The sequence below is a fragment of the Bacillus sp. SDLI1 genome, assembly GCF_001553895.1.
Lineage (GTDB): Bacteria > Bacillota > Bacilli > Bacillales > Bacillaceae > Bacillus > Bacillus siamensis.
This window is the reverse complement of record NZ_CP013950.1, coordinates 1,044,792-1,068,890: the sequence shown is the minus strand read 5'-3', so window position 1 is coordinate 1,068,890 and position 24,099 is coordinate 1,044,792. Positions and strand designations below refer to the sequence as shown.

The 24,099-nt window shown below is 43.2% G+C and carries 29 protein-coding genes, 1 tRNA gene, 2 pseudogenes and 1 riboswitch; of the genes and pseudogenes, 14 read left to right on the top strand and 18 right to left on the bottom strand.

The features are described from left to right. Nucleotides 1-19: 19 nt before the first annotated feature. The 3 genes from thiD (at nucleotide 20) to AUL54_RS04755 (ending at nucleotide 2,417) form a co-directional block, all read left to right on the top strand. Nucleotides 20-832 carry a bifunctional hydroxymethylpyrimidine kinase/phosphomethylpyrimidine kinase gene (gene thiD / locus AUL54_RS04765; protein ID WP_060963074.1) on the top strand — a complete coding sequence of 271 codons (813 nt, stop codon included), beginning with the start codon at nucleotides 20-22 and terminating at the stop codon, nucleotides 830-832. A gap of 129 nt (nucleotides 833-961) precedes the next feature. Then, on the top strand, nucleotides 962-1,738 hold the full coding sequence (gene fabI / locus AUL54_RS04760; protein WP_013351851.1) for an enoyl-ACP reductase FabI: 777 nt from the start codon (nucleotides 962-964) through the stop codon (nucleotides 1,736-1,738). Between the two features lie 97 nt (nucleotides 1,739-1,835). Next, nucleotides 1,836-2,417, top strand: a complete 582-nt coding sequence (locus AUL54_RS04755) for a CotO family spore coat protein (RefSeq protein ID WP_060963073.1) — start codon at nucleotides 1,836-1,838, stop codon at nucleotides 2,415-2,417. A gap of 57 nt (nucleotides 2,418-2,474) precedes the next feature. On the opposite strand, the gene cotZ is transcribed toward AUL54_RS04755, so the two are convergent. The 5 genes from cotZ to AUL54_RS04730 all read right to left on the bottom strand — a co-directional run bounded on the left by cotZ (nucleotide 2,475) and on the right by AUL54_RS04730 (nucleotide 5,033). Next, nucleotides 2,475-2,918 (bottom strand): spore coat protein CotZ, encoded by a 444-nt coding sequence (cotZ, locus tag AUL54_RS04750; RefSeq protein WP_016938206.1) that lies wholly within the window; start codon nucleotides 2,916-2,918, stop codon nucleotides 2,475-2,477. Nucleotides 2,919-3,065: 147 nt separating this feature from the next. Then, nucleotides 3,066-3,548 (bottom strand): spore coat protein CotY, encoded by a 483-nt coding sequence (gene cotY, locus AUL54_RS04745; RefSeq protein WP_047478023.1) that lies wholly within the window; start codon nucleotides 3,546-3,548, stop codon nucleotides 3,066-3,068. A 150-nt stretch (nucleotides 3,549-3,698) separates the two neighbouring features. Next, nucleotides 3,699-4,199, bottom strand: coding sequence for a spore coat protein (locus tag AUL54_RS04740; protein WP_017417463.1), 501 nt, complete (start codon nucleotides 4,197-4,199; stop codon nucleotides 3,699-3,701). A 92-nt stretch (nucleotides 4,200-4,291) separates the two neighbouring features. After that, entirely contained in the window at nucleotides 4,292-4,606 is a 315-nt protein-coding gene (locus AUL54_RS04735; protein WP_060963072.1) for a hypothetical protein, read from the bottom strand. A gap of 40 nt (nucleotides 4,607-4,646) precedes the next feature. Then, a complete protein-coding gene (locus AUL54_RS04730) occupies nucleotides 4,647-5,033 on the bottom strand; it encodes a spore coat protein (protein WP_060963071.1) in 387 nt (128 codons plus the stop codon). 170 nt (nucleotides 5,034-5,203) lie between these two features. On the opposite strand from AUL54_RS04730, the gene AUL54_RS04725 reads away from it, so the two are divergent. The 4 genes from AUL54_RS04725 to AUL54_RS04710 all read left to right on the top strand — a co-directional run bounded on the left by AUL54_RS04725 (nucleotide 5,204) and on the right by AUL54_RS04710 (nucleotide 6,715). Continuing rightward, nucleotides 5,204-5,560, top strand: coding sequence for a DUF1360 domain-containing protein (locus tag AUL54_RS04725; RefSeq protein ID WP_015388440.1), 357 nt, complete (start codon nucleotides 5,204-5,206; stop codon nucleotides 5,558-5,560). 288 nt (nucleotides 5,561-5,848) lie between these two features. Next, the gene (locus AUL54_RS04720; protein ID WP_060963070.1) at nucleotides 5,849-6,046 is read left to right on the top strand and encodes a hypothetical protein; all 198 of its coding nucleotides are present in this window, start codon (nucleotides 5,849-5,851) and stop codon (nucleotides 6,044-6,046) included. Between the two features lie 92 nt (nucleotides 6,047-6,138). Further along, nucleotides 6,139-6,294 (top strand): YjcZ family sporulation protein, encoded by a 156-nt coding sequence (locus AUL54_RS04715; protein ID WP_060963069.1) that lies wholly within the window; start codon nucleotides 6,139-6,141, stop codon nucleotides 6,292-6,294. Between the two features lie 166 nt (nucleotides 6,295-6,460). Further along, nucleotides 6,461-6,715, top strand: coding sequence for a sporulation-specific transcription regulator SpoVIF (locus AUL54_RS04710; protein WP_016938198.1), 255 nt, complete (start codon nucleotides 6,461-6,463; stop codon nucleotides 6,713-6,715). 66 nt (nucleotides 6,716-6,781) lie between these two features. On the opposite strand, the gene AUL54_RS04705 is transcribed toward AUL54_RS04710, so the two are convergent. Continuing rightward, a complete protein-coding gene (locus AUL54_RS04705; RefSeq protein WP_060963068.1) occupies nucleotides 6,782-9,067 on the bottom strand; it encodes an ATP-dependent helicase in 2,286 nt (761 codons plus the stop codon). Nucleotides 9,068-9,187: 120 nt separating this feature from the next. On the opposite strand from AUL54_RS04705, the gene AUL54_RS04700 reads away from it, so the two are divergent. Beyond that, nucleotides 9,188-9,442 carry a hypothetical protein gene (locus AUL54_RS04700; protein WP_060963067.1) on the top strand — a complete coding sequence of 85 codons (255 nt, stop codon included), beginning with the start codon at nucleotides 9,188-9,190 and terminating at the stop codon, nucleotides 9,440-9,442. A gap of 21 nt (nucleotides 9,443-9,463) precedes the next feature. Then, nucleotides 9,464-9,571: pseudogene (locus AUL54_RS21105) on the top strand (subclass B1 metallo-beta-lactamase); the annotation flags it as partial. Between the two features lie 38 nt (nucleotides 9,572-9,609). Here AUL54_RS21105 and AUL54_RS04695 read toward each other — a convergent pair. The 6 genes from AUL54_RS04695 to AUL54_RS04670 all read right to left on the bottom strand — a co-directional run bounded on the left by AUL54_RS04695 (nucleotide 9,610) and on the right by AUL54_RS04670 (nucleotide 13,155). Continuing rightward, the gene (locus AUL54_RS04695) at nucleotides 9,610-10,332 is read right to left on the bottom strand and encodes an ABC transporter permease (RefSeq protein WP_060963066.1); all 723 of its coding nucleotides are present in this window, start codon (nucleotides 10,330-10,332) and stop codon (nucleotides 9,610-9,612) included. Next, the gene (locus AUL54_RS04690; RefSeq protein WP_060963065.1) at nucleotides 10,325-11,062 is read right to left on the bottom strand and encodes an ABC transporter ATP-binding protein; all 738 of its coding nucleotides are present in this window, start codon (nucleotides 11,060-11,062) and stop codon (nucleotides 10,325-10,327) included. The genes AUL54_RS04695 and AUL54_RS04690 overlap by 8 nt, the downstream gene beginning before the upstream one ends. Then, complete coding sequence (locus AUL54_RS04685) at nucleotides 11,063-11,296, bottom strand: AbrB/MazE/SpoVT family DNA-binding domain-containing protein (protein WP_060963064.1); 234 nt, start codon at nucleotides 11,294-11,296, stop codon at nucleotides 11,063-11,065. A 160-nt stretch (nucleotides 11,297-11,456) separates the two neighbouring features. Beyond that, nucleotides 11,457-11,888 carry a GNAT family N-acetyltransferase gene (locus tag AUL54_RS04680; protein ID WP_060963063.1) on the bottom strand — a complete coding sequence of 144 codons (432 nt, stop codon included), beginning with the start codon at nucleotides 11,886-11,888 and terminating at the stop codon, nucleotides 11,457-11,459. A gap of 4 nt (nucleotides 11,889-11,892) precedes the next feature. Then, a complete protein-coding gene (locus tag AUL54_RS04675; protein ID WP_016938190.1) occupies nucleotides 11,893-12,408 on the bottom strand; it encodes a YjcG family protein in 516 nt (171 codons plus the stop codon). 24 nt (nucleotides 12,409-12,432) lie between these two features. After that, nucleotides 12,433-13,155, bottom strand: a complete 723-nt coding sequence (locus tag AUL54_RS04670; protein ID WP_060963062.1) for an esterase family protein — start codon at nucleotides 13,153-13,155, stop codon at nucleotides 12,433-12,435. Nucleotides 13,156-13,329: 174 nt separating this feature from the next. Further along, a riboswitch (SAM riboswitch) is annotated at nucleotides 13,330-13,455 on the top strand. A 68-nt stretch (nucleotides 13,456-13,523) separates the two neighbouring features. Here AUL54_RS04670 and AUL54_RS04665 point away from each other — a divergent pair. From AUL54_RS04665 to AUL54_RS04655, 3 genes are all read left to right on the top strand, one after another. Continuing rightward, nucleotides 13,524-14,645 carry a methionine biosynthesis PLP-dependent protein gene (locus AUL54_RS04665; RefSeq protein WP_060963061.1) on the top strand — a complete coding sequence of 374 codons (1,122 nt, stop codon included), beginning with the start codon at nucleotides 13,524-13,526 and terminating at the stop codon, nucleotides 14,643-14,645. Continuing rightward, nucleotides 14,638-15,813, top strand: a complete 1,176-nt coding sequence (metC, locus tag AUL54_RS04660) for a cystathionine beta-lyase (RefSeq protein ID WP_060963060.1) — start codon at nucleotides 14,638-14,640, stop codon at nucleotides 15,811-15,813. Before AUL54_RS04665 ends, metC begins: the two co-directional genes overlap by 8 nt. A 139-nt stretch (nucleotides 15,814-15,952) precedes the next feature. Further along, nucleotides 15,953-16,025, top strand: a tRNA-Val gene (locus tag AUL54_RS04655). A 140-nt stretch (nucleotides 16,026-16,165) separates the two neighbouring features. Here AUL54_RS04655 and AUL54_RS04650 read toward each other — a convergent pair. From AUL54_RS04650 to AUL54_RS04620, 6 genes and pseudogenes are all read right to left on the bottom strand, one after another. Continuing rightward, entirely contained in the window at nucleotides 16,166-16,798 is a 633-nt protein-coding gene (locus AUL54_RS04650) for a hypothetical protein (RefSeq protein WP_060963059.1), read from the bottom strand. Nucleotides 16,799-18,176: 1,378 nt separating this feature from the next. Continuing rightward, the gene (locus AUL54_RS04640) at nucleotides 18,177-18,725 is read right to left on the bottom strand and encodes a hypothetical protein (protein ID WP_060963057.1); all 549 of its coding nucleotides are present in this window, start codon (nucleotides 18,723-18,725) and stop codon (nucleotides 18,177-18,179) included. Nucleotides 18,726-18,785: 60 nt separating this feature from the next. Continuing rightward, on the bottom strand, nucleotides 18,786-19,091 hold the full coding sequence (locus tag AUL54_RS04635; protein ID WP_017417551.1) for a YjdJ family protein: 306 nt from the start codon (nucleotides 19,089-19,091) through the stop codon (nucleotides 18,786-18,788). 849 nt (nucleotides 19,092-19,940) lie between these two features. Then, nucleotides 19,941-20,324, bottom strand: coding sequence for a tRNA-Val4 (locus tag AUL54_RS04630; protein WP_420913145.1), 384 nt, complete (start codon nucleotides 20,322-20,324; stop codon nucleotides 19,941-19,943). 356 nt (nucleotides 20,325-20,680) lie between these two features. Then, nucleotides 20,681-20,980, bottom strand: a complete 300-nt coding sequence (locus AUL54_RS04625) for a contact-dependent growth inhibition system immunity protein (RefSeq protein WP_060963056.1) — start codon at nucleotides 20,978-20,980, stop codon at nucleotides 20,681-20,683. A gap of 6 nt (nucleotides 20,981-20,986) precedes the next feature. Continuing rightward, nucleotides 20,987-22,851: pseudogene (locus AUL54_RS04620) on the bottom strand (ribonuclease YeeF family protein). A 556-nt stretch (nucleotides 22,852-23,407) separates the two neighbouring features. Between AUL54_RS04620 and AUL54_RS21460 the strand changes: the two are divergent. Next, nucleotides 23,408-23,581: a hypothetical protein gene (locus AUL54_RS21460; protein WP_167388679.1), complete on the top strand. Its 174-nt coding sequence runs from the start codon at nucleotides 23,408-23,410 to the stop codon at nucleotides 23,579-23,581. Between the two features lie 30 nt (nucleotides 23,582-23,611). Then, nucleotides 23,612-24,034 carry a hypothetical protein gene (locus tag AUL54_RS04615; protein WP_060963055.1) on the top strand — a complete coding sequence of 141 codons (423 nt, stop codon included), beginning with the start codon at nucleotides 23,612-23,614 and terminating at the stop codon, nucleotides 24,032-24,034. The last annotated feature ends 65 nt before the right edge of the window (nucleotides 24,035-24,099 follow it).

The following is a 24,099-nucleotide window of genomic DNA, read 5'->3' as shown; positions in this document are numbered from 1 at the left end:
GAAAGGAGAGAAAAACAGCATGAGCATTTGCAAAGCATTGACGATTGCCGGGTCAGATTCAGGAGGAGGGGCCGGTATACAGGCGGACCTGAAAACTTTTCAGGAGCTCGGCGTCTTCGGGATGTCAGCTATTACAGCGGTAACCGCCCAGAATACATTGGGTGTTCACGGCATCTACCCGCTCACCCGGGAAGCGCTCGGCAGCCAGATCGACGCGGTGGCGGAAGATCTGCGGCCTGACGCAATAAAAACGGGAATGCTGTGGAGCGCTGAGATGATTGCGGAAATTGCGGAAAAAATGGATCAGTACAGACTGGAGCATCTCATCACCGATCCCGTCATGATTGCCAAAGGAGGCGCATCCCTGCTGCGTGAGGAAGCACAGGCCGCGTTAAAAGAGCTGTTAATTCCGCGCAGTTATGCGATTACGCCGAATGTTCCGGAAGCTGAGGCATTGACCGGAATGGAAATCCGTACGTTTGAAGACCGGAAAAAAGCAGCCGAACGCCTTTGCCAGCTTGGCGCAAAGAACGTCATCATAAAAGGCGGACACCAGCCTGAACCGGGGAAAATCGTTGATTTATTATTTGACGGTTCATCTTTTACCGGAATCAGTCACGCCTATATTGACACGAAACATACCCACGGAACGGGCTGTACATTTGCGGCTGCGCTGACGGCGGAAACCGCAAAAGGAAAACATATTCAAGCCGCTTTTGAGACAGCCGCCAACTTTGTGCGTGAAGCCGTGGAACATACGCTCAGCATCGGAGCGGGACACGGGCCGACAAATCATTTTGCCTATAAAAGAAACAGTCTGCAGACGAGATAAAAAGAGACCGCTTCAACACCCGGCGGTCTTTTTCCCATGCTTTCAATCTGGACAAGGTTATGATATGATAAAAATTAAGATCAGGTACTAAATTATGTCTTTAAGACGATTACAGGAGGCTTTATACATATGAATTTCTCACTAGAAGGCCGCAACATCGTTGTGATGGGCGTTGCCAATAAACGCAGTATCGCCTGGGGAATCGCCCGCTCGCTTCACGAAGCCGGAGCGCGCCTCATTTTTACTTACGCAGGGGAGCGATTGGAAAAATCAGTTCATGACCTTGCGGCTACATTAGAAAGAAATGATTCTCTCATCCTTCCGTGTGATGTGACAAATGACGCTGAGATCGAAACTTGCTTTGCGAGCATTAAAGAGCAGGTCGGCGTGATTCACGGCATTGCGCACTGCATCGCGTTTGCAAACAAAGAGGAGCTTGTCGGTGAATATTTAAATACGAACCGTGAGGGATTCCTGCTTGCGCATAACATCAGTTCTTACTCTCTGACAGCGGTCGCAAAAGCGGCTCGTCCGATCATGACTGAAGGCGGCAGCATCGTCACACTCACTTACCTCGGCGGCGAGCGCGTCGTTTCAAACTATAACGTAATGGGTGTTGCAAAAGCGTCTCTTGATGCAAGTGTCAGATATTTAGCGGCTGACTTAGGAAAAGAAAACATCCGCGTCAACAGCATTTCAGCAGGACCGATCCGTACGCTTTCTGCAAAAGGAATCAGTGATTTCAATTCTATCCTGAAAGAAATCGAAGAGCGTGCGCCGCTGCGCCGCACGACAACACCTGAAGAAGTGGGCGACACGGCCGCATTCTTGTTCAGTGATCTGTCAAGAGGCATCACGGGCGAAAATCTTCACGTTGATTCCGGTTTCCATATTACCGCACGTTAATTGACAAGCAGTCCCTTTTTAGGGATTGCTTTTTCTTTCTTCTGATTTTAATCATTCCGTCATATAGATAAAACATGACAGAATCGGAGGGATGAAGATGTCAAAACAAAACAGAAACGCGGACAAAAAACCGCTCATGTATATTGTGCAGCCGGATTATTCAGACACGCAATCATCAATGCAGGATATATTAATCAAAAGGAAAACACCTCAGCCGCCAATAGAAGAGCCCGCTCACGGAAAGCAGGAGGAAAAAAGTAAAGCTCAGCCTGTCGAAGCAGCGCCTGCCGAACCAGAAAAGCAGACACCTGAACAGCACAGCCGCACAGAGGAAGCCGCACAAGAAATTCCGGCGCAAGTGCAGGGTGCTGCTGAGCCCGACGCCGCAGAAAAAGAGCCTGAAGCGGTTCACAATGACGCCTCGGAGGAGAGGGTTCCGCCAAAGCGCGTGAAAAAGCCGATGAGCAGAATGTCTATTCTTGAAAAAATTGATTTCTTAACGAAACTGCCGCATAATATGCCCCGGGCGCTTTGTTTGATAGAAGCCAACGGGAAAACTTACAGAGGCGTAATTGTCGGCAGAAAAAATGATGCCATCTATTTGAGGACGACGAGCAACGGTGCGCCTGCGGAGCTTGCCATCAGCGATATCACCTCGCTGCATCCGCTCGGTTTTTAACCATACAAAAAGCTGCCTGAATTCTTTACTCCGGCAGCTTATTTTTATGCTTTTCGGTTAAGAATGTGTGCGGTTCAGCAGTCTCGGGCTAAGGCAATTGATGGCGCAGAAGCTGTGAAGATCGACTTCAACGCAATAGTTTGTTTTTTCTAAACGGAATACATCGCAGACAGAATCTTTATCTGTAAAATCAAGAATGTGCTTATGTTCGTCAAAAGCAATAAGCAGGCTTAATGTGGCACAGCCGTCACAGACTCTTTCAACTCTGAAAAAAAGAGTATTAAAGCACGGACCGTTATCCAGCTCGCCGACATTTCCGAAGGCGATAAACGGCGATGATTTAGAAGTGAAAAGCACAAACGGCACTGTATCGCCTAATGAAAAACCCGGCGATAAAAGGTTGGAATAGCATCCGGCCGGGCAATCTTCCTCAACCGCATTTTGCAGGTCCTCAATATTTTCCACCGCTTCACGCACACAGTATGTTGTATTCTTACTCATAATTTCCCTCCTGACTTCACGTTTTAATGGCACCGGATTAAACGATATCGGAGAGTCAGCCGCCCGGGCGTCCGGGCGGGCTGATGATTGCATCTGTAATAGAAGGTTGGAAGGGGATTCCTCTTTAGAAAAGATGCGAATCAATGACTATCCGTGATGCTTTTTCTCTTTGTGCGGCGCAGGCCGGTCGACAAGTTCGGGTGAAAGGCATTGAATGGCGCTGAAGCAGCTCAGATCAACTTCAATGCAAAAATCTGTTTTTTCTAAACCGAAGAAATCCGGATCACAAGGATGGCAGACGCTGAGGGTGTCGCCGTGCACATCTACGGGGCGCAATATGGAAAGCGTCGCGCAGCAATCGCAAACTCTTTCTGCCCGGAAGAAAATAGACTCGAAACACTGGCTGTCATCCGCAAATCCTCCGACGTTCCCGAATGTGGAGAACAAACCGCCTTTTTTATCAAACAAGAGAAACGGGATGGTATCTTTACCGGTAACTGTCGGGCTTAACAGATTGGTATAGCATCCAGTCGGGCATTGTTCTTCAACAGCCTCTTGTTCTGCTAAAATCTTCTCGACTGCATCGCATACACAATTTTCATCTCGGCCATGGTGTTTTCCGCAGCTCATGGATTTCAGCTCCTTCTTTTAGGGTATTTGACTTTTGTCTTTAACAACATATGTACGCGAGCCTCACTTGGTGTGGGTGAACGTCTATATATTCATCATATGCGGAGAAAATAAGAAAAAGCAGAGCGTTTTTTAGCTCTGCTTTTCTTTTTAGAGGACGAGGGTGATGACTAAGACAGCAATCAGTAAATTTGTCGCTGTTGAGATCAACACTGCGATATCGGCATCTACTGTTGTCACGTTTACGCCGCGGGAGTTTTCGATGAGCAGTTTTTGGCGGTTGATTTGTTTGTTGGCTGTCAGCTGCAGTAAGTCTTGTGCGACCAATTCAGCGATGACTCCGTCAGCGATTGAAGTGAGAGTAGCTGTTACGACTGCTGCATTAATTGCTGTCATGACTGAAGCGACTGCTTGAACGTCTGTTGACGTCACATTAATATCACAAGAGTCTCTGATAATAATCGCTTCTTCAGAAACTTGTTTGTTGATGTTCGCCTGGGCCAGGTCTTGGTCAAGGAAGGCGTTATCTTCGCCGAATCCGTTTCCGTTACAGCAAACACTGCATCTTCTGCCTTCTTTTTCTTCTTTTTCTTCTCGCGGATGTTCGCATTCAGGATCAAGTGCAACCCAAGAGTATGGTCTGCTTTCCATATCTATTCCTCCTTTTCTTTTACTATTATTAAATGAGCCGGCCCCTTACTTTGACTCAGGCATATATCCTGATAAAAATCACTATTTTTTAGTTATTGACCGGGATTTTGGCGTCTTTGCCGGAGCTGTTCGATTAATTGTTCTCTGCGGGTTTGCGGAGTTGTCTGCTGTTCTTGTGCTTTTTCCTGCTCTTTTTTCTGTTTCTGGCTTTCAAGAAAAGCTTCTGTTTTTGCCTGCATGTCTTTGACTAATGCGATCAGCATTTCTTTTTCTTCATCAGGTATTTCCCGCATTTTGTCCTTTGTCACGCCGTGTTTTTTGAAGACATTGCTGACAAGCACTTTTAAAAGCGGATCCACTTCTGGTAGATTTTCGAGTTCTTTTTTTAATTTTTCGTTATCTGCCATTTGTTCTCACCTCTAATTTTAAAAATTTGAATAGAAAGAGTTAAAGGATGTCTAGTTCAGCAAAAAGTATATTTAATAATTGAAACAAAATTTGTACAAAGGCCATGATATCGTCTGCTGCCAGTGTGATTTTGACATTGCGGCTGTTCAGAACTTGAATGACGGTCCTCTTTTTTATTTGGCAATCATCCAGGATCAGCAGTTCGGTTACCATTTGGTCGGCTGTGTCTTCATCTGCTATCACGAGCTGTGTCGCGAGGATAATCGCCGCAGTAACTGAGGCTTGTATAGAAAGAGCGGCCGTTATATGTGTTGTATCTACTGTGACATTTTCGCAATCAATCACTTCGATCTTCTGCTCGAATTCGTTGGATAATTGTTCGAATATTTGCGGTTGCAGTGTTTCAACATTTTCTTCAAACGACATAACCTTCACTCCTTTCTCATTCATACTTTATATAATGCAAATGAAACGCCGAGCGGAATAAGAAAAACAACTAAACCGCACCTATTTTTTTCCCGGACAAGGTGCGATTCATGAAGAACAGGGTTTTCGCATATATATTAAGAGGTCAAGTTTTAAAAAGGAGTGAACAGGTGGTTATCAATTGGCTTTCATTTATTCTGTTATCGTTTGCCGTTTTTCGGCTGGCCAGGCTTTTCGTATTTGACACCATAATGGCGCCGCTCCGGAGCCTTTTTCACGAGGAAAAAACAGAAACCGCACCAGACGGCACGACAGAAACCTATATTGTCATAAAAGGCAAAGGCATCAGGGCTTTTATCGGAGAACTGCTCAGCTGTTACTGGTGTACGGGCGTATGGTGCGCCGCCTTTTTAATTGCGGCGCAGATTGTGATTCCTGAGGCTGCGCAATGGCTGATTTTGCTGTTAGCCATAGCCGGCGCGGCGGGGATCATTGAAGCTGCGGTTTCGCGTCTTCTCCAGGAATAAGGCGGTTCCATCAGCAACTTACCATTATTTTCTGCATAAAATGGTATATATGACATAAGGAAAGGAAGGATCAACATGAATCAATCAAGCAAACCTTCCCAAAACACTCCATACAAATCCACTGAGTATCAGCCTTACGAAAAAAAAATTAAAAAGAAAGGCTGCGGCTGCGGCCAAAAGAAAAAACCGAGATAGCCGTTTTCTAAAAAAAACCGGGGATTCCGGTTTTTTTGTTTTTTGCCGAACACCGGTCCCTGTTCCGCATAGATCATAGGAGGAGGGGTTGTTATGAATATATTTGAATCGTTGATCAATGGAAAATACCGCAGACACAATCAAAATCAGCGGGAGCATAACAAACATATCTTATCTATTGAAAAGCAGCTGTCAGAGTTTGATAAAGCCGGTTTGCGCTTCGAGGAATGGATAGATGCGTTTGCCGCTGAAACCGAAGCAAAACTGAAGAAAAATGAGCATTCTCAATAAAATGAAATGAAATCCGCACCGGCCCTATGCATTTATCCAAGCCAAACAAGTCTCATCACATAGAGTATAGAGAGTAAAGGAGGTGCTTAAGTATGGGATTCGGATATGGCGGATACGGAGGCGGCTACGGCGGCTGCGGCGGATACGGTGGCGGCTATGTCGGAGGCGGCGGATACGGCTCAACATTTGTTCTTGTTGTCGTATTGTTCATCCTCTTGATCATTGTCGGTGCATCCTTTTTCGGCTAAACCTTAGCTAGACCCAGGATAAGCGCGGGACCATTCAGTCCCGTGCTTGCCTGATGTATGAAGGCGTATGAAAACGGGGTAGCGGAATTTTTCCGTTGTCTTACGGGCACATGTTCCGCCCTTAGTTCATACAATATCGTATTACTCCACAAAAAGGAGGCACAACATGGATAATCAATTTTTTAAAAATATTGAGAAGAAAACAGGCGTCAGCATGAAGGATGTCATGAACCTCGCGGGATCATTGCAAAATGCAAATTTCAAAGATGAAAACACGGTGAGAGGTGTCATTCAGAAGGTATCCCAGCTGGCTAACAAACGTGTACCGAAAGAATTGGAAGACAAAATCGTCCAATCGATTACAAGCGGTAAAGAGAAACTTGATTTTGGCACCATTTCTAAAATGATGGACAAAAAATAGGCGTCAGCCGGCCTTATTGAAGGCCTTTTTATGTGAGAAGAACCCGGCAGTGATCTGCCGGGTTCTTTATATTCTGAATGCGCTCCGTCTGTCCATCCGAAGAAGGGGCTCGAGAAATCTTGAACTGCGCGCTGTTTTCCCCCGTCTGTTCGCGGGACATGATACATATAAATGCTGCATGGCCCTTGTCATTGCGACGTACAGAAGCCGTCTTTCTTCTTCGAGCGGAGCGGGATCACCCTGTCTCGCCGTCTCAAGCGCGAAGTCATGGGGGATCGAGCCGTCAGCCGCCCCTAAAATATAGACCGTATTGAATTCAAGACCTTTTGAGCGGTGAATGGTCATCAGGTCGACGCCGTTTTCATCGGTTTTCAGATTCTCGGCGGCGCGCATATGATCGACATGCGCAAGAAAATCCGGAATGGTTTTAAATTTTTTGGCGGCCACTTTGACGTCCCGGAGATCATCAGAGCCTTTTTCCAGCTTGTTTCCTTCATTGCCCCGTTTTTTTAAATACTCGGAAAAGCCCATTTTGCTTTCGGCGAAGGTGATGGCTTCAACGGGCTTCATTGTCCGGATGCTGGCGAAAAACGGAACGATCTGCTTGATTTTCCCTATTTGAAACGGCTTCAGGTCAGGCAGTTTCGTCAGCGCCTTAATCATCGTGCAATCTTCTGTGATTGACAGCGCCTTTAGCGTTTGCAGGGCGGATTGCTTTAAAAATAAGGCCGGAAGCAGATCTTTCACTGCATCCGTATCATCCTCGTTCTGGCTCGCGTATAAGTAGGCGAGGATCTGCCGGACGATTCTGCGGCTGTAAAACGTCTGCACGCCCCTGTCGGCATGGTAAGGGATTGATGATTGATGCAGTCTTTCATAAATGGCCCGCCCGGCGCTGTTTGTCCGGTAAAGCACGGCAAAATCGCCAGGGCTCGCCCCGTTTTGAATTTTCTCTTTTATATCCGAAACGATCATGGTCGCTTCTTCTTCCTCATCGTAAGGATAAAACATCACGGGATCATGAGCGCCGTCTTTGACGGCAGAAAGTGTTTTTTCATACCGTTTTTTATTTTTCTTTACGACGGTATGAGCGCTTGAGACGATCGGGTGCGGCGAGCGGTAATTTGCCGTTAAGTAAATGGTTGTTGCTGCCGGATAGTCTTTCTGAAAATCAAGGATGAAAGACGGGCTGCTTCCGCGGAACGCATAAATGGATTGGTCGTCATCCCCCACGCAGCACAGGTTATTCTCAGGGCTTGCGATCAGCTGCATAATTTTATACTGTACAGGATTAATATCTTGAAACTCATCAATCAAAATATGAGAAAATCTGTTTTGATACTGTGCGAGAATATCAGGCCGGCTTTTTAACAGCTCATAACAGCCTTGAGCCATGTCATCAAAATCAAACTGCCGATTTTCCCGCTTTTGCCGTTCATAATGTTCATAGAGCCTGTATACTTTTTTCTCCCAGTCATCCGCAAGCGGGATTGTCTCATGGGGGAGGTACGTGTTTTTCCAGCAGCCGATAAGCTGAAGCGCCTGGTCGACGGGAAACTCTTTTTCGTCCAAATGTTCTTCATAGAGCGCCTTTTTCACATATTGCTCTCTCTGCCATTCCATTTTTAGAAGCTGGCTGCCGTTCCATTTTGAAGAATCAAAATGATAGAGTATTTTATAGAAAAAGCTGTGGAATGTTCCCGTCACGAGGCGGGAGACTTTGCCGGCTGCCAGCCCGTACTCAGTCGCCATCCGCTCTTTCATTTCGGCGACGGCTTTTGTCGTAAAGGTCACAAGCAGCATGTTCTCAGGTGAAATGCCGAGATGTTCAATCATATGGGCGGCGCGGGCTGTCAGCACTCTCGTTTTTCCGCTTCCCGCTCCGGCGAGCACCAGCAGGGGCCCGTCGGTTTCTGTGACTGCCCGCATCTGTTCACGGTTCAGGCCGATACCGGGAAACAGCGATGTATCAGCCGCTTCAGATGTTGGGGAAAACGGCTCGGCTGCAGGCACTTTTTTCGGGCTTTTCCATTCTGAGACGATCGGTTTCGGATTCTCTGAAATCGCTTTTCCTTTCGGCAGGCGGAACATGCCGGCTTCCTTATACTCTTCCTTTTCCTTCTCCGCTTTTGGCTCCTTGGCCGCGCATGCTTTTTCACAGGCGGTAAAGTCTCCCTTTTGCCGGTGATAAAACGCCGGCTGCTCTAAAATCGAAAGCCGCATGAAGACGGGCTGGCCACAATGTGCGCAAAAAATATTTCCTTTCTGAGCTTCTTCAAAAAGGAATTGGTAATGTTCTCTAGAATATGTATGTAAATGTATCGTTCGGTTATTCAGTCGGGCGCATTTCAAAAAGGGGTCCTCCCATTAAAAGGTGTTCATCCATTTGATAGACAAAGAATATCATAACAAAAGAACCGCGTTTCAAAAAGTAAGATTAAGGGAAATGAAAAGCGAAGGGGAGGGGTACATATGATTTATGCAGGACGGATTCAAAACCAGCAGTATACTCAATACGCAAACCGGACAGCGGGTTATAGGCCTGATTACGCCGGCATTACGAAAGCGGCCGCCCTCGCCAATGACAGGCTGTACAGAGAGTTGGAGCGCCGCCAGGAAAACACCGCAGACGCAGAAAAGAACGTACATGAGGAAAAACGTAAGCGCTCTCTTTCCCGTCTGCCGCAAATTATGGGAAAAGGCCGATTGATTAATCAATACGTGTGAAAAAACCCGGAAAATATCAAAGTGATGAAAAGATATCAAGATATCAGTATTGTCGTTCCGGGCCATGGCAGCCCGGGAGATGACCGTCTGCTGCCTCATACGATAAGTCTCCTGAAAGAAAAGCAATAAAGAAGACCGGCGCTCCCATTACGGAGTGCCGGCTTTTTTTATCTCTTCCTGATTTTCATAAAACAAAGGAAAGCAAGTGCAAGCGCCAAAACGGCATATCCCGCTATCGGCCAAACATGCTGATGAAATGAAGAATAATCTCCGGATATGACTTCCTGAGCCAGCTCGATCGAGTGGACAAACGGCAAGGCATAAGCGATATGTTTGAACGTCTCACCGAGCAGATTGACATCCATCCAAGCTCCGCCCAGAAATTGCACGAGTGTTATATAAATCGTTCCGATACCCGAAATTTGTTTGTCCGTAAACACAGCACCTAAACATAAACCGAAGAAAACGGACATCATCGCAATCGGCAACAGTACAGCGATACCGGCGAGAAGATTGATCCATTCGGCTGACAAACCGGCAGCCGCTGCTGCGGTAAAACAAATGACAATTTGTAAAACGGCTAACGGCAGCATCGGCAGTGCATAACCGATGACATAATCTGCTGTTTTTAAAGGGGAAGCAAACAAACGGGTCAGAAGGGCGGTCTGTTTGTCTTTTGCGATCAGCAATGCAGAGAACATCGTAAGGAAAGCAAAGCTGAAAACAATGAGTCCGGGTGCTAAATGCTGGACTTTAAAGGTGTCAAGCGGCGCATTTTTCTCAATCGCCGTAAACAGAAACAATAGAATAACAGGCAGTGCGATTCCAAGGATGATAGATAGGGGATCACGAAAAATCTCTTTTCGGTTGCGTATGGCGAAATCAAGCATAAAGACCCGCCTCCCCGTCACAAATCGCTAAAAAGGCATCCTCAAATGTGGCTGAATGAGTTTGCTTTTTCAGAGCCTCCGCCGTACCCAGTGCTTTTAATGTCCCATTTTCTAAAATGCAAATACGGTCTGCCAGGGCTTCGGCCTCTTCTAAATAGTGTGTCGTTAAAATAATCGTCATGTCCCCCTTTAATGCCTCAAGATTTTTCCACAACTCGCGGCGTGAACGGACGTCCAGCCCTAATGTCGGCTCATCTAAGAAATAAATATCCGGCTTTGTAATCATGCCCATGGCGATGCTGAGCCGGCGCTGCATTCCGCCTGATAATGTTTTTGTTTTTGCTCTTTCTCTCTCTTTTAATTGAAACAATTCGAGCATCTCATCCGTTCTTTTTTTTCCTTCTTTTTTCGGAATTCCGTAGACTCCGGCTATAAACTCTAAGTTTTCCCGTACGGTTAAATGAGGGGCAATGGCTGTTTCCTGCGGAGATATATTCATTTTCGGTTTAATTTTATCCAAATCAGTCAAAATGCTGAAGCCGAGCACTGATGCATCACCTTCATCCGGAGAAAGTAGGCCGCAGAGCATGCTGATTAATGTCGTTTTTCCGGCTCCGTTCTCACCGAGTAAAGCGAAAAATTCTCCTTTTTCAACTGAAAAATCAAGACGGTCAACGGCGGCGGTTTCTTTATAATGTTTCGTTAATTGCTTCAGCTCAATCGCGTGCATTTACTCATCCTCGCCATCTGCATCGATTGGCTTTGCGTTTAAAATATCTTTTGCAAATTCGAAAAAGAGTTCTTGTTTTACAAGTGCGATACCCTGCTGGTCATCCCCGAGCATAAGCAGTGAGTCCCCGGGATTTATATCAAAAACATCTCTTGCTTCTTTAGGAATGACAATCTGGCCTTTTGTGCCAACTTTAACGGTCCCGAATATATGCTTTCCTTTAGGTGCTGTCATGTGTATCCCTCCGTTGTGTGAATTGTATTTTTTGTATGAATTGTAATACTTCGTATACTAAACATACATTAACCTTCCATAAAATGCAATAAAATTCATGAAAAAGTAATATTTTCATAAAAAAAGCACTCCTGCCATATCAACAGGAGTGCTTTTGATTTTATCGTTTGTGTTCCTTTATCATTTCCAGGTGGGGGATGCCGGCATCAAGAAATTCTTCGCCGGATGTGACGCGGTACCCTTGTTTTTCATAAAACGGAACCGCCTGCGTCTGCGCATGTAGGAAAAAGCTGCCGGCGCCCTGGGCGGCCGCCGCTTTTTCAAGCGCCTGCATAATGATGGCTCCGACACCGAGAGAGCGGTGGCTTTTCATCACGCAGATGCGCTCTAATTTTCCGCGCCCGTCTTTCAAGCGCCATCTGCCGGCTCCGACCGGCTGACCGCCGTCATAAATGACAATATGCTCTGAGGCGTCTTCGAATTGATCAATTTCCTCTTCTTCCGGAACGTGCTGCTCTTTAACAAAGACCTCTTTTCTGACGAAAAAAGCGTCGTTCAGATGTTTTTCAGTTTTTGCAACGATGGCTTCCAAACAGTTATTCTCCTCCGCCTAATAAAAATGTTTCGTACACAGTCCATGAGCCGTTATCCAGCTGATAGAGCAGGTGAAAACGGTCAATGACTTCTTCGTGGGAAATGTCCTGCATTTTCAGCTGTCCGAGTACGTCGGAATGTTCATCTGACGACAGCTTCTGGCCGACCGTGACATGCGGAACGAAGCTGTATTCCGGCTTACCGGATAATGCTCCTGAATAGCATTTCTCACTCAGGGTTTTTAATTCTTCCGTCGGCTCCGCTTTCATATATATCACATTATTCACAGGAGAAAACGAGCTGTATTTTGTGATCTTCAGAACGAGCGGGTGCGACTCTTTCGCCGTCTGTCTCAGCTGTGATACGATCTGCTCGATTTCCTGTTCTGTCGCTTCAAACGGATCTCTTACCGTCAGATGCGGCGGTATGAGCGCGTAGCTCGGGTCGTAGCGTTTCCGGTACGAATTTGCGAGATCCTGTAATTTTTTTGATGGAAATAAAACAATACCGTATTTCATGAAAGTTCCCTCCTTAATGAATGGTTACAGCATTTTTTTCAGCGCCGGCGTGATGAGCGGCTGCCAGTATGTCCATTTATGATCCCCGTCAAAGGTTTCATACGTGTATTCAGACTGTTTGCTTTCCAGCAGCTGTTTGAGCTCTTCGTTCGGCGCGGTGAAATCAAGCACCTGGCCGTCCGTCGTATGGACATCGGTTTCTTTTTCTCCGATTTGATGATAAACGGATATCTGTTTGAGGTCTTCCGACTGCCGGACGGCATCCAGCACGTGCCCGTCAACATACGGAGACTGCATGATGACGTTTCCAAACATGTTCGGATAGTCAATCGCCGTCATGAGCGAGACGGTTCCGCCGAGGGAATCCCCGATCATGGTGCGTCCGTATCCGACTTGATAAGTCGGGTATTCTTTGTCGATAAAAGGGACGAGCTCATTTGCGATAAACCGTTTATATGAGGCGAACTTAGAGCCTTCGGGATGGTATGTGTTTCTTCGCTCCCGCACATTTTTATATGGGACGCCGATAATGATGCAGCGGTCAATTTCCCCTTTTGCCATGAGCTCCTCCGCCTGCCGCCCGATTCTCCCTAATCTGAAATAATCATGGCCGTCCTGGGCGATGACCGTATGATATTTATACAGGGGGGAGTAAGTGTTGGGCAGGTAGACCAAAACGGTCATTTCTTCTTCAAGCTCATGAGAGAAAAGTTTTTTCTCATGAATGATTCCGGTTTTCGGTGCCACTTCGCATTCCTCCAGGCCGCTTCTTGTCTTGATGGTTTTTCCCTATTGTACCATGAATTATTAGAAATTTCTTTCTTCAGGTGCACTTCTTGCGAGAGTTCAGAAAATTAAAAAGTTGTTGAAATCCATTTTATAGTGCGTTAATATAGAACAATCAGAAAATACAAAACAATATTCTTATCACGAGAGGTGGAGGGACTGGCCCTTTGAAACCTCAGCAACCGGTTTGCTTTGCCGCGGGAAGGCAAAGTGCCAAGGTGCTAAATCCAGCAAGCGATTCACATGCTTGGAAGATAAGAGGAAGAGAAAAGCTCCTTCTTCTTATGAAGAGGGAGCTTTTTTATTTTTGAAAAGGATGGTGCTTACTGATGACGCAGCATGTTGAAACAAAATTAGCCCAAATTGGAAATAGAAGCGAAGAAGCAACAGGAACGGTCAGTCCGCCGATTTATCTGTCCACCGCTTACCGGCATAGAGGAATAGGAGAATCTACAGGTTTTGATTACGTGCGCACGAAAAACCCGACACGCCAGCTCGTTGAAGACGCTATCGCCGTGTTGGAAAACGGTGCGAGAGGCTTTGCTTTCAGCTCGGGAATGGCAGCCATTCAAACGATTATGGCTTTATTTAAAAGCGGGGATGAATTGATTGTATCCTCCGATTTATACGGAGGCACATACCGTTTGTTTGAAAATGAATGGAGAAAATACGGCTTAAGCTTTATTTACGATGATTTCAGCGATGAAGACTGTTTACGCTCCAAATTAACGGAAAACACGAAAGCGGTATTTGTTGAAACGCCGACAAACCCGTTAATGCAGGAGGCGGACATTGAAAAAATCGCCCGGATTACGAAAGAAGCCGCCCTGCTTTTGATTGTCGATAATACGTTTTATACCCCGGTTATCCAGCGCCCGCTTGAACTGGGAGCCGATATCGTCATTCACAGCGCCACAAAATATTTAGGCGGGCACAATGATCTCCTTGCCGGTCTTGCTGTCGTAAAGGATGAAGAACTCGGCGACATCATGTTTAATCACCAAAATGCGATCGGAGCCGTTCTCCCGCCGTTTGATTCGTGGCTTTTAATGAGAGGGATGAAAACACTCGGGCTCAGAATGCGGCGTCATGAAGAAAACGCCCGTGAACTTGCAGCATTTTTAGAACAGGAAGAAGAAATCGCCGACGTGTTATATCCCGGAAAAGGCGGAATGCTGTCTTTCCGGCTGCAAAAAGAGGAATGGGTCAATCCATTTTTAAAGGCGCTGAAAACGATCTGTTTCGCAGAAAGTCTCGGCGGGGTGGAAAGCTTTATTACATACCCCGCGACACAGACGCACATGGACATTCCGGAAGATATCCGTATCGCAAACGGCGTCTGCAACCGCCTGCTGAGATTTTCAGTGGGAATTGAACATGCAGAAGATTTGAAGCGGGATGTAAAGCAGGCATTACAGAAAGTAAAAGAGGGGGCCGTGTCGTATGAGTAATCAAAATTGGACGCTGGAAACCCAGCTCGTGCACAATCCATTTAAAACTGACGGAGCTACCGGAGCCGTCAGCGTGCCGATTCAGCATGCTTCCACATTTCATCAGTCTTCCTTTGAAGAATTCGGGACATATGATTACAGCCGCTCCGGCACACCGACAAGAACAGCGCTTGAAGAAACGATCGCAGGTCTTGAAGGCGGAACGAGAGGTTTTGCTTTCAGCTCCGGAATGGCGGCGATTTCGACGGCGTTTCTGCTCTTATCCCAAGGCGACCATGTTCTTGTCACGGAGGATGTGTACGGCGGAACATTCCGCATGGTGACAGAAGTGCTGTCCCGTTTCGGAATCGAACACACCTTTGTCGATATGACGGACACAGAAGCTGTCGCCCGTGCCATCCGGCCGAATACGAAAGCCATCTATATGGAAACACCGTCAAACCCGACGCTCGGCATTACGGACATAAAAGCCGTCGTCGAGCTGGCAAAAGAACACGGCTGTCTGACATACCTTGACAACACTTTCATGACACCTGCACTGCAGCGGCCGCTTGATCTCGGCGTAGATATCGTGCTTCACAGCGCGACGAAATTTTTAAGCGGTCACAGTGATGTGCTGTCAGGCCTTGCCGCCGTCAAGGATGAAGAGCTCGGCAATCAGCTGTATAAGCTGCAAAACTCGTTTGGAGCGGTGCTCGGCGTTCAGGACTGCTGGCTCGTATTGAGAGGCTTAAAAACATTGCAGGTCAGACTGGAAAAAGCGAGCCGGACGGCTGAACGGCTGGCTGCCTTTTTTGACGGGCACCCCGCCGTCAAAAACGTTTACTATCCCGGCCTTGCCGGACACCCGGGAGCCGATACCCATAAACGGCAAGCAACCGGAGCGGGCGCCGTCCTGTCCTTTGAACTGGAAAGCAAAGAAGCCGTCAAAAAGTTGGTCGAACATGTATCTCTTCCGGTATTTGCGGTCAGCCTCGGCGCCGTTGAATCCATTCTCTCATACCCTGCAACCATGTCGCATGCCGCCATGCCGCAAGCGGAAAGGGAAAAACGCGGCATCACAGACGGCCTTCTGCGCCTGAGCGTCGGAGTCGAAAACGCCGAAGATTTAGAACGCGACTTCGAACAGGCGCTGAAAAAAATCGCCCCCGCCGGAGTCAGATTATAAATGAAAAGAGCGGCGCCAATTTTTGCGACGCGCCCTTTTTTTATTTTAGATAAAAAAAGTGTTGACGAACGGCTGAGCAGGATATATAATTATAAATGTCAGAGAGACAACAACATACCCAGCAACACATACATATCATGATTCCGTAGCTCAGCTGGGAGAGCGCTACCTTGACAGGGTAGAGGTCGCTGGTTCGAGCCCAGTCGGAATCATCTAGGGTTTCAGTGTGTTGGACACTTACTCGTGTCACACTGAGTCACAAAAAAGAGGAGTCACAATTTAATGTGATTCCTCTTTTTGTTTGCCTTGTAAGATGCCACTAATAGAGGATGGGGAGTAGAGCAGCATTTGTTTACTGCTGCTCAATAATAATGCTAAATGCTCTATAAGTTAAGAATGCATCATCTAAAAACTCTTTTTCTAATTCTAGATAATAGTTAGTACTGATCTTTTCCTCAGAATATGAATTTAAAGCAACACCTTTAGGAATGGTTTTTAGATTAGACTTATCTATTATGCTATTGTTGTGAACCAATGCATTTCTTAGCATATTATATGACTTAATTAATTTCCATTCATCAGTTAGAAAAGGTATTGTAACGTTACAAACCTTAGTTAAATAAAGTTTAGCTCTTTCTATCCCTTGACCTCTCATATCCTTATAATCTAAGTCTGTGTCAAGTTTTTTCTTATAATCAGAACAAAGGTTGTTCAAATAACCCTCAAAACTAAAATAAGTCTGTAAAAAAATTGTTTTTCTTATTACCTGAGGATAGTCATTACTGTACTTTAGGTAATCAGCGCTATACCATTCTACAAACTCATATATTTCTTCATCAGTAAATCCCTCTGTATTACTTTCGAGAAATACCTCCCAAGACAATAAAGACTTTTCGTTATGCTCTTCTTGTTCTATGTAGAGATCTTCAAGCTTATCTAGTTCTGATAAAAAAATGAAACTGCTAATCGATTTAGATTTAAACATATATTGTAACCCCTTTTAAAACGTTTACTGTTCCTCTAATTTTTTTAAATGAGAGATATGTGCTGTAAATATTACTAACAAATCTTTTATCTAGAGTGACCTTTTGTTTCGAGCCTTCAAAGTTTGTTAATTGGAAGCCAGGAGGAATAGTTTGTAACTTTGATTTAACGATATAGCCATTATTGTGAACAAGTGAATTTCTAATTAAATTATATGCTTTAATTTCTTTCCATTCCATAGAGTTAAAGGGTTCTTTTATTTTTATATATTTAACTAGAAATCTTTGTGCTTTCTCTATTCCAGATACATTTTTCACTAGACCTATAGCTATGATTTAACTCTAGACTTTGCGATCTGAGATTACAATAATTATTAAGGCAAGATTCAAAAATAAAATAACACTGTAAGAAAGTATTCCTTCTTATTAATTGGGGATGTACTCTTAAAAATTTAACGTATTCTTCTTGAAAAGATTCATCAAACGGCTTTTTAGCTTCGAGAGTTAGATTCAGAGCAGTTTCTTTGGGCGGCGTCCCCAACTCTGCATGCGTCGTATTACTCACTAGATCGGATTATTATCAAGGGGTTAGCATTTTGCGAGACCCTTAAAACTAAATACAGTCAGTCTATACTCCTGAATTAAGGTGTTGTCTTTAGTGATGCCTTTTTTCGGGATCAGACTGCCGTGGAATGCGCTAACACACGTAAAACTTGAGACTCAGCCGACGCAAATAAATGAGGACGGGATGCCTTCTGAGTTTAACTATTTTCACATGCATCTGAAAGGCGAAAGCTGTCATTAAGTGCTGACGAAGGATGGGTGTATCGTTTCTGACGGTGCAGGATAAGCCACTAGTATCAGGGCTCAAATTTGAGCTTTGAGAACCTGTTAGGGACACTTGACACAGTAGGCTTGTTTGGAGAATAACCAACGGCAAATAGGGTGAACACACGGATATCACAAGTGGATATACAATCAAGTTTCAGCCGCCTGCCGGAGTTTATTTTTTTACAAGCAAATTCAGGCAGACAACTTGCCCAGCCGTTGTCCACAGTCTCAACCAATCAAGCAAAAGATCAAAAGAAAAGTCAAGACAAATAACAAAAGTTTTAACGATGAATGGAGAGCGATTGAAAGTGACTGTAACCAAAAAGGAGCAAGAACAATTAAAAATGTTTCTCAAGATGATGGGAAATAAGACATTAACAATATCCCAACAAAGACAAGCGAGAATAAGGTACGACTTGATCTACAACCAAGCGAAAAGAAGAACGCTGCTGAATGAGTATTAGGGGAGTTTATGAGGTTTTAAAAATAATAATCTTAGCCAATAAAAGAAGAAGCAAGTATTACCTGCTTCTTCTCAACCACTTTAATTTAGTTAACATTGTATTCAAGAGTTCCATTGTTTACAGTGATTTTTCCAGAATTGGCGGCGCTCACTAGTTTAAAAGTGTATGAACTTCCTTTTTTTCTAAGTGATCTCCAATCAAATGGAACCCACCCAGATGCATTCTTAGCTACACCTTTACCAATGTAAGTTTTTTTATTAGAAGCATACATTCTTACTTCAAATTGTTTTGGTCTATTATTTAATTCTATAGACATAGCACCAGGGTTTTTGAAGGCGTATCCACCTTTTACCCAAATATAGTTTGAGAAGGTCGTCTTACCAAAATCATAATACGAAACACCTTTTTTGGATGCAGCCAATGAAAAGAATTTTGTAGAAGGTGTGCTTGAAGCTTGCTTTTCTTCCGTATAGCTCTCTACACTTACAAGTTTATTGTTTGCATCATAATACTCTACTTGAGTTAAAGCTGGGGTGTTAGTTCCTTTTGATTCTTCTGCACTAGCAGAAATAGGGGTTAGAGAGCCAAAAATCAACAAACCGACAAAGAATGTTAAAAATAAAGCTTTTTTCAATGTTTTTACCTCCATATGTAGTTATTATGAGTAAATTATACCACATATGTCATATATTATCTATTTGTTTTTCAATGTTTTTAATAAGAAGAAGAGTGATATCAGAACATAAATAAATGAACATATCATTAAAGTGGTAACCACTGGATAGTGTTTAGCAGAGTAAATGAAAAAATCCAATTGAGAAATTTGATCTGGGCTGGTGATTTTATCAACCCCATTAAAGAGTTTGGAGAACTTAGCTGTATAGTTCCACTCGAATATATCTGAAGCAAGTTCACTTCCTTGATACCAATTCACAGCAATTAAAGATAGAAAGATCAGAAAAGACAATCCAAGTTGAACAACTAAAAGTATTTTCTTCAAATTTAAATGCCTCCAAATCATAACAATTTGTTTTCTATGTTGAAAAGAGAATAGAAATCATTACTTAAAGTCATGTATACTAATTGATTAACATCCAAAGAAAACCAAGCATTATTTTACCACAATAAAGAATAATAAACAATTTTTAAGGTGTCAAAAGAATCGAAGTAATCTTTCAAACCATAGAGCAAACGGACAAATTGTCTCCTGGATATTTTAGAAAAACGGAAAAGTCCATTCTTTAGGTTTCCGATGAGTAAGTATAGAGCTCGTACAAAATTTGGATGACCAAACGGTATCGTTTAATTGTGACAATTTGTCACGAACTAATTCAAATGCATAATTTGTTTCTCTCAAAATGGGAGGATTAATTCTAAAATGATTCTCGGAAATTCCGAAAGATGAGCAGATACGAATTGATTACCGATAATTTCGGTGAACAGCAGATGGTCGAAGACCTGCCAGTCTCCCTTAACATATGAAATAGGCGAAGAGTCAAATTGACGAGCAGCAGGTCTTTTTGTATCACCATGGAGTCACACGAATATTTTAAACTACTTAGAAACAACAAATATCAATCAGGAAACTAAATCTTATGAAGTCTTGGGTGACAAGGGTTTTTTACTTTTTATTCAAACGCTCTAGAGGTTTACATTATTCAGATAAGAAGGGCAAGGATATGGTGTTGATAGCTATTTATGCACTGAAAACCGAAAATGCGTCAGACGGTTCCTAATGAGTTCTTCAGATAGTAACTGCGGATCGAAAATAAAGTGAAACTTGAAGTAGTATTAAAGTAATAAAAAGGTCCCTTGAATTTCAAGGGACCTAAAGTTTCAATCATCACTCTTATACCTTTGGCGGATCTTGTCTCTCCAGTCGAGTATGAGTTTTTTGAAATTTTCTGTCTCCATTTTCTGTATAAAGGTGTTCTATGACTGTTTGATCTTCTTTTATATATGCAATGGTTGTATTTAGTTGAATCTCATATTCTTCAGACGAACCATCCAATACATCTTGAATCATTTTCAAGTATTCATCAGCTTCAGCTACCGAAACAATGTCTTCAATGAAATCAGAAAAGTATTCTAACTCTGCGGGGAGAACTACTCGTAAGTATCCTAAATGGTCTCTTTTACATTCAAATGAATATTCCATAATAAATTCAATCATTCCCTTGTTTTTATATAAAGGATATGCGGTAGCTATTGACCCATCTTTATTAATATACATCTCTACATCTAATACAGCCGATATGGTTTAGCGACTTTTTGTTCATCAGAGAGATGGTAAAAATAAAATGAGATTAGAAGAATATAAATTAAGACCTTTATATAAACTTCTTGGAAGAGAAGATATTAGTAGCATGTTAGCATGATTAAGTCCATTATTATGGGTTTTTTTATTACCCTCCTTTTCTGCAGTTTATACCACTTCAATTTATCTTTCATCAAAAATGCGGTCGAACGGTTCAGTCCATGTATGTTTTGAAGACATACGGCATTTACGGACTAAAAACGAAAGCGAAGCTAGAAGTGAAATTGAAATTAATAAAAGAAGCCCTTCTTATGAGAGGGCTCCTTTTCTAACTATGTTGTTTTAAGGTGTTTTTTAATTTGTTCAGTGACTTGCTTAAGCCATTCTAATGGAGTTATATCATCTTCAGGAAAGTATATGCCATCCGCTGCTTCCTCTATAAATTCATTCTTGTCTTCTTCTGGATAATCACTATTTACAAACTCAGTTAGTGCTATTAAATCTCTTTCTTTTAGTTTTTGTGATGCTTCATTTAAATATTCATCAAGTGCATTTTCCGGAGACTCTATATCTTGGTGGAAATGTCCACCGAGAAATCTAAATACAGGATCAGAAACTTTAATTTCAATCATTATATATCACCTCGTTGGGTAGCCTGTTAGTATAAAGCTACCATCTTTATTTTTCTTTAATACTATTCTAGCATTAGTCATATCCTTAACTTCATTTGAACCTTTACGAACTCCTCTACCTATAACTTCGGTTCCTCTATAAGGTAACGGTAATGGATCGTTAACATCACTATTTAACCACTCTTCAATTTCCTTTTTATGTTTAGTTAATGTTTCGTTAGCGACTCTTTCTGCAGTAGGCCTATCAGTAAAACTAGAAGAGGCACGTATCTTCTTGTTTATCTGTAGCCTCTGTAATAACCCTTCATCAGTCTTACCAACATGTCTTTCTATAAGGTGTCCGCCTTTTGCCTCGTGAGCAGCTAAACCCCCGCCCGGTGCGAGAGGACTGCTGTCGCCTTGTTTAACACTATGTATATCGCTATTGCCAGAAGTCACAGATTTACTGAGCACACTTTCTTTCTGCTCTTCAATAACACTTTTCAACAAAGGCGTATTCTTCACATTGTGAGTATTTTCAATATCCTGTGCTATTCCGGCAAGCGCGGGCTCGTACTTGTTTTTCGAAAAGGAATTGATGTAGTTTTGTCCTTTTTCAATCCCGGTTTTTACATGTTTTGCAGCCGCTTTTTCTCCGGCTTCCAAGACGTTATCCACTTTGGTGGCGCCTGTTTTCGCGAGCTTGCTTGATACTTTTACAGCTGAGCCGGAACCTTTTAGTCCGACGATGCTTCCGATGGCGTAGGTGATGTAATGTGACCTTGAATACGCATCCCCGTTAACCATTTTATCATTCCATGAATCCGCCAGGTTTGTCCATATGATTTTTGCGTAGGAGGGCGTGTTCAATACAGCTGATATGGTTTTAGCGACTTTTTGTTCATCGGAGAGATGGTAAAAATCCCATGCGCCGACAGCCAGATCTTTGACGCCGGTTATCGTGTCTTTCCCGACATCATAAAGGCCGACGCCTATTCCTTTGACGATATCCCAAGCCGTTTCGCCGACTTCTTCGAGCTGTTTTGCTTGTTCGAGCTGCATCACATATTGCACCTGAGCGGGTTCAAGGTTTTCATAGCCGATCTTCTTCGCGATTTCCAAATACTCATCCGGATCGGTGACACCATCAGCCAGCTTTTTCTTCAGATCCTTGATTTCCCGCTCTTTCGCTTCTTCCTTTTTAATCGTCAAATAAGCATCCGAATGTCTTGCAATCTCGCCTTTTTTCTTATGGATGTCGCTTTCTCGGTACGCCTTGGCATTGTAGTAAAGCGGAGCTGCGCTTTTTCCTTTGCCTGTAGCGTTTTGGAGCTGCTGAAAGTCGGCTTGGATGAACTGTTCGTTCGTTTCGCTTTCTGCGTATTCTTTCGTTAAATCGTGATCAAGCTTGCCGAGTTTATGTATGGTTTCGCTTCTTTTTTTGTCAGCTGAAGAGAGCTTCTGATCTGTGCTTTCGGTCGAAAAGAGATCAAGCGAGATGATGTCATTGATCTCACCGAGGATGGAGCGCATGTCCTTTTTTTGCTCTTCCATAATCGCCTTTGATTTACTGAGGGCGTGGGTGAGCTCATGCTCCAGAAATGATTCCTCCACATGCGAATTGGAAAGTCCGGCATCTTCAATTTTGCCGGGAAGGCTTGTGAGAAATGAGATTTTCATATCGATCAGATCAAGCCAGCTGTCTGTGACGCCGGCGTGGTCTTGGAAAAAGGTTTTGATGTTGTCGGCGCCCCGGCCTGAGAAATCATTGTCACCAAGATCAGCCATGCCTTGAAACGCTTTTTTCAGGTTGACCATCTGCGCAGTTTTTTATATTCACCCGCGCGCTGTTTGGCAGCGGCAAGCAGGCTGTTTGCTTCGAAAACTTTCATGACCATATCCTTTCATTCGAAATATTTCAACAAGATTTTACCATGGAGGAATGAGGAATAAGGTCAATGTACTATCTAAAATGGCAAAATGAATCATTTGACCTAATTCTTTGTCCTTATAATTAAGTGATTAAGCATTTGAGAAGAGAGCTTATGGATGAGAAACCGGAGTGCAGGGAATTACTCGGCATCGTTTTGAATTAAGTGAATTGGAAAGAGTAAGCGGGGTAAAAAGGTTGGAACAGTCTTATTAAAGACAATATTACTTTAATAAGGAGAAATAATTATGAAACAATTTCATTGAAAAGAAAGTATTATTAGATAATGAATTGTAGTGTGTAAAAGATGAAAATGGTGTAATTCAGGATAAAGATGAGTTATTAACCGGAATTGATATGTTAACGGAAAATAATGTATAATGTACCGGGCGGCTTTGAACTCATTGAAGGTGATGAACATGAAGAAATGGAAATTTTTCGTAATATACATCCTGACTGAAGAGACTTAATTCAATGAAAATTAACCTATTTATCCTGTTCTTTTTTAGGAGGAAGGTATGTCAATTTTAACAATAATTGAAATCGTGTTAGTGGCAACTGTATTAGGGTTATTTGCATGGACTTTTAAAAAAGAGAAAAATACTGATGAAGAAGTATTAAATTATGCTAGATATATGATTTATTTGCTTGTCGCTGAAGTTGCATTGTATGTCGTATTTCAAATTGTTTAAGTTTACTCCAGGCAAAGAGAGATGTGAATCATGATAGATGTCTTAACTAATATCTTAAAAAATGACAGACTGAATGAATACCCATTATTTAAAAAGTTTTGCTCTCTCAAAGAAAAAGGGTTACGTAAGGAATCCTTTAAAGCATTATCTTCGTTTATCGATGAAGCCAAGACGTTGAACGTCTTGTGGTATTCATTTCATCACATATCCAAAGATTTATACTTAGGCGATATTAAAGAAGATCAAGCACTTCTTATCAAGTCCCGGCAGTTGAACAACAAGATAGAATGTCAACAAACAAGAAAAAGCAATAACAAACAGCTTAACTATTATCAAGATTTGTTGAATGACAGGTTGTTGTTTAAAGAAGAACAATCAAAGGGATTTGTTGAATGGTGTGAAAATAAGGGCAGAAGCTATCCTTGGGTCAAATCTTATTATTACGAAAAATAGCAATTGCAAGCATGTTTGATTTTTAATCGTAAGGGGAGATAGATTTGATGGCAGTAAGATACGTA

Excerpts from the sequence above, each read along its gene's own strand:
- AUL54_RS04710 (WP_016938198.1), top strand. The coding sequence starts at position 6,461 with ATGGATAATCAATTTTTTAAAAATATTGAGAAGAAAACAGGCGTCAGC.
- AUL54_RS04685 (WP_060963064.1), bottom strand. The coding sequence starts at position 11,296 with ATGACAGCACCTAAAGGAAAGCATATATTCGGGACCGTTAAAGTTGGC.
- AUL54_RS04615 (WP_060963055.1), top strand. The coding sequence starts at position 23,612 with ATGATAGATGTCTTAACTAATATCTTAAAAAATGACAGACTGAATGAA.
- AUL54_RS21460 (WP_167388679.1), top strand. The coding sequence starts at position 23,408 with ATGTCAATTTTAACAATAATTGAAATCGTGTTAGTGGCAACTGTATTA.
- fabI (WP_013351851.1), top strand. The coding sequence starts at position 962 with ATGAATTTCTCACTAGAAGGCCGCAACATCGTTGTGATGGGCGTTGCC.
- AUL54_RS04665 (WP_060963061.1), top strand. The coding sequence starts at position 13,524 with ATGACGCAGCATGTTGAAACAAAATTAGCCCAAATTGGAAATAGAAGC.
- AUL54_RS04630 (WP_420913145.1), bottom strand. The coding sequence starts at position 20,324 with ATGTATATTAATAAAGATGGGTCAATAGCTACCGCATATCCTTTATAT.
- AUL54_RS04720 (WP_060963070.1), top strand. The coding sequence starts at position 5,849 with ATGAATATATTTGAATCGTTGATCAATGGAAAATACCGCAGACACAAT.
- cotZ (WP_016938206.1), bottom strand. The coding sequence starts at position 2,918 with ATGAGTAAGAATACAACATACTGTGTGCGTGAAGCGGTGGAAAATATT.
- AUL54_RS04675 (WP_016938190.1), bottom strand. The coding sequence starts at position 12,408 with ATGAAATACGGTATTGTTTTATTTCCATCAAAAAAATTACAGGATCTC.
- AUL54_RS04650 (WP_060963059.1), bottom strand. The coding sequence starts at position 16,798 with ATGTTTAAATCTAAATCGATTAGCAGTTTCATTTTTTTATCAGAACTA.
- metC (WP_060963060.1), top strand. The coding sequence starts at position 14,638 with ATGAGTAATCAAAATTGGACGCTGGAAACCCAGCTCGTGCACAATCCA.
- cotY (WP_047478023.1), bottom strand. The coding sequence starts at position 3,548 with ATGAGCTGCGGAAAACACCATGGCCGAGATGAAAATTGTGTATGCGAT.
- AUL54_RS04625 (WP_060963056.1), bottom strand. The coding sequence starts at position 20,980 with ATGATTGAAATTAAAGTTTCTGATCCTGTATTTAGATTTCTCGGTGGA.
- AUL54_RS04690 (WP_060963065.1), bottom strand. The coding sequence starts at position 11,062 with ATGCACGCGATTGAGCTGAAGCAATTAACGAAACATTATAAAGAAACC.
- AUL54_RS04730 (WP_060963071.1), bottom strand. The coding sequence starts at position 5,033 with ATGTCGTTTGAAGAAAATGTTGAAACACTGCAACCGCAAATATTCGAA.
- AUL54_RS04715 (WP_060963069.1), top strand. The coding sequence starts at position 6,139 with ATGGGATTCGGATATGGCGGATACGGAGGCGGCTACGGCGGCTGCGGC.
- AUL54_RS04755 (WP_060963073.1), top strand. The coding sequence starts at position 1,836 with ATGTCAAAACAAAACAGAAACGCGGACAAAAAACCGCTCATGTATATT.
- thiD (WP_060963074.1), top strand. The coding sequence starts at position 20 with ATGAGCATTTGCAAAGCATTGACGATTGCCGGGTCAGATTCAGGAGGA.
- AUL54_RS04695 (WP_060963066.1), bottom strand. The coding sequence starts at position 10,332 with ATGCTTGATTTCGCCATACGCAACCGAAAAGAGATTTTTCGTGATCCC.
- AUL54_RS04700 (WP_060963067.1), top strand. The coding sequence starts at position 9,188 with ATGATTTATGCAGGACGGATTCAAAACCAGCAGTATACTCAATACGCA.
- AUL54_RS04735 (WP_060963072.1), bottom strand. The coding sequence starts at position 4,606 with ATGGCAGATAACGAAAAATTAAAAAAAGAACTCGAAAATCTACCAGAA.
- AUL54_RS04740 (WP_017417463.1), bottom strand. The coding sequence starts at position 4,199 with ATGGAAAGCAGACCATACTCTTGGGTTGCACTTGATCCTGAATGCGAA.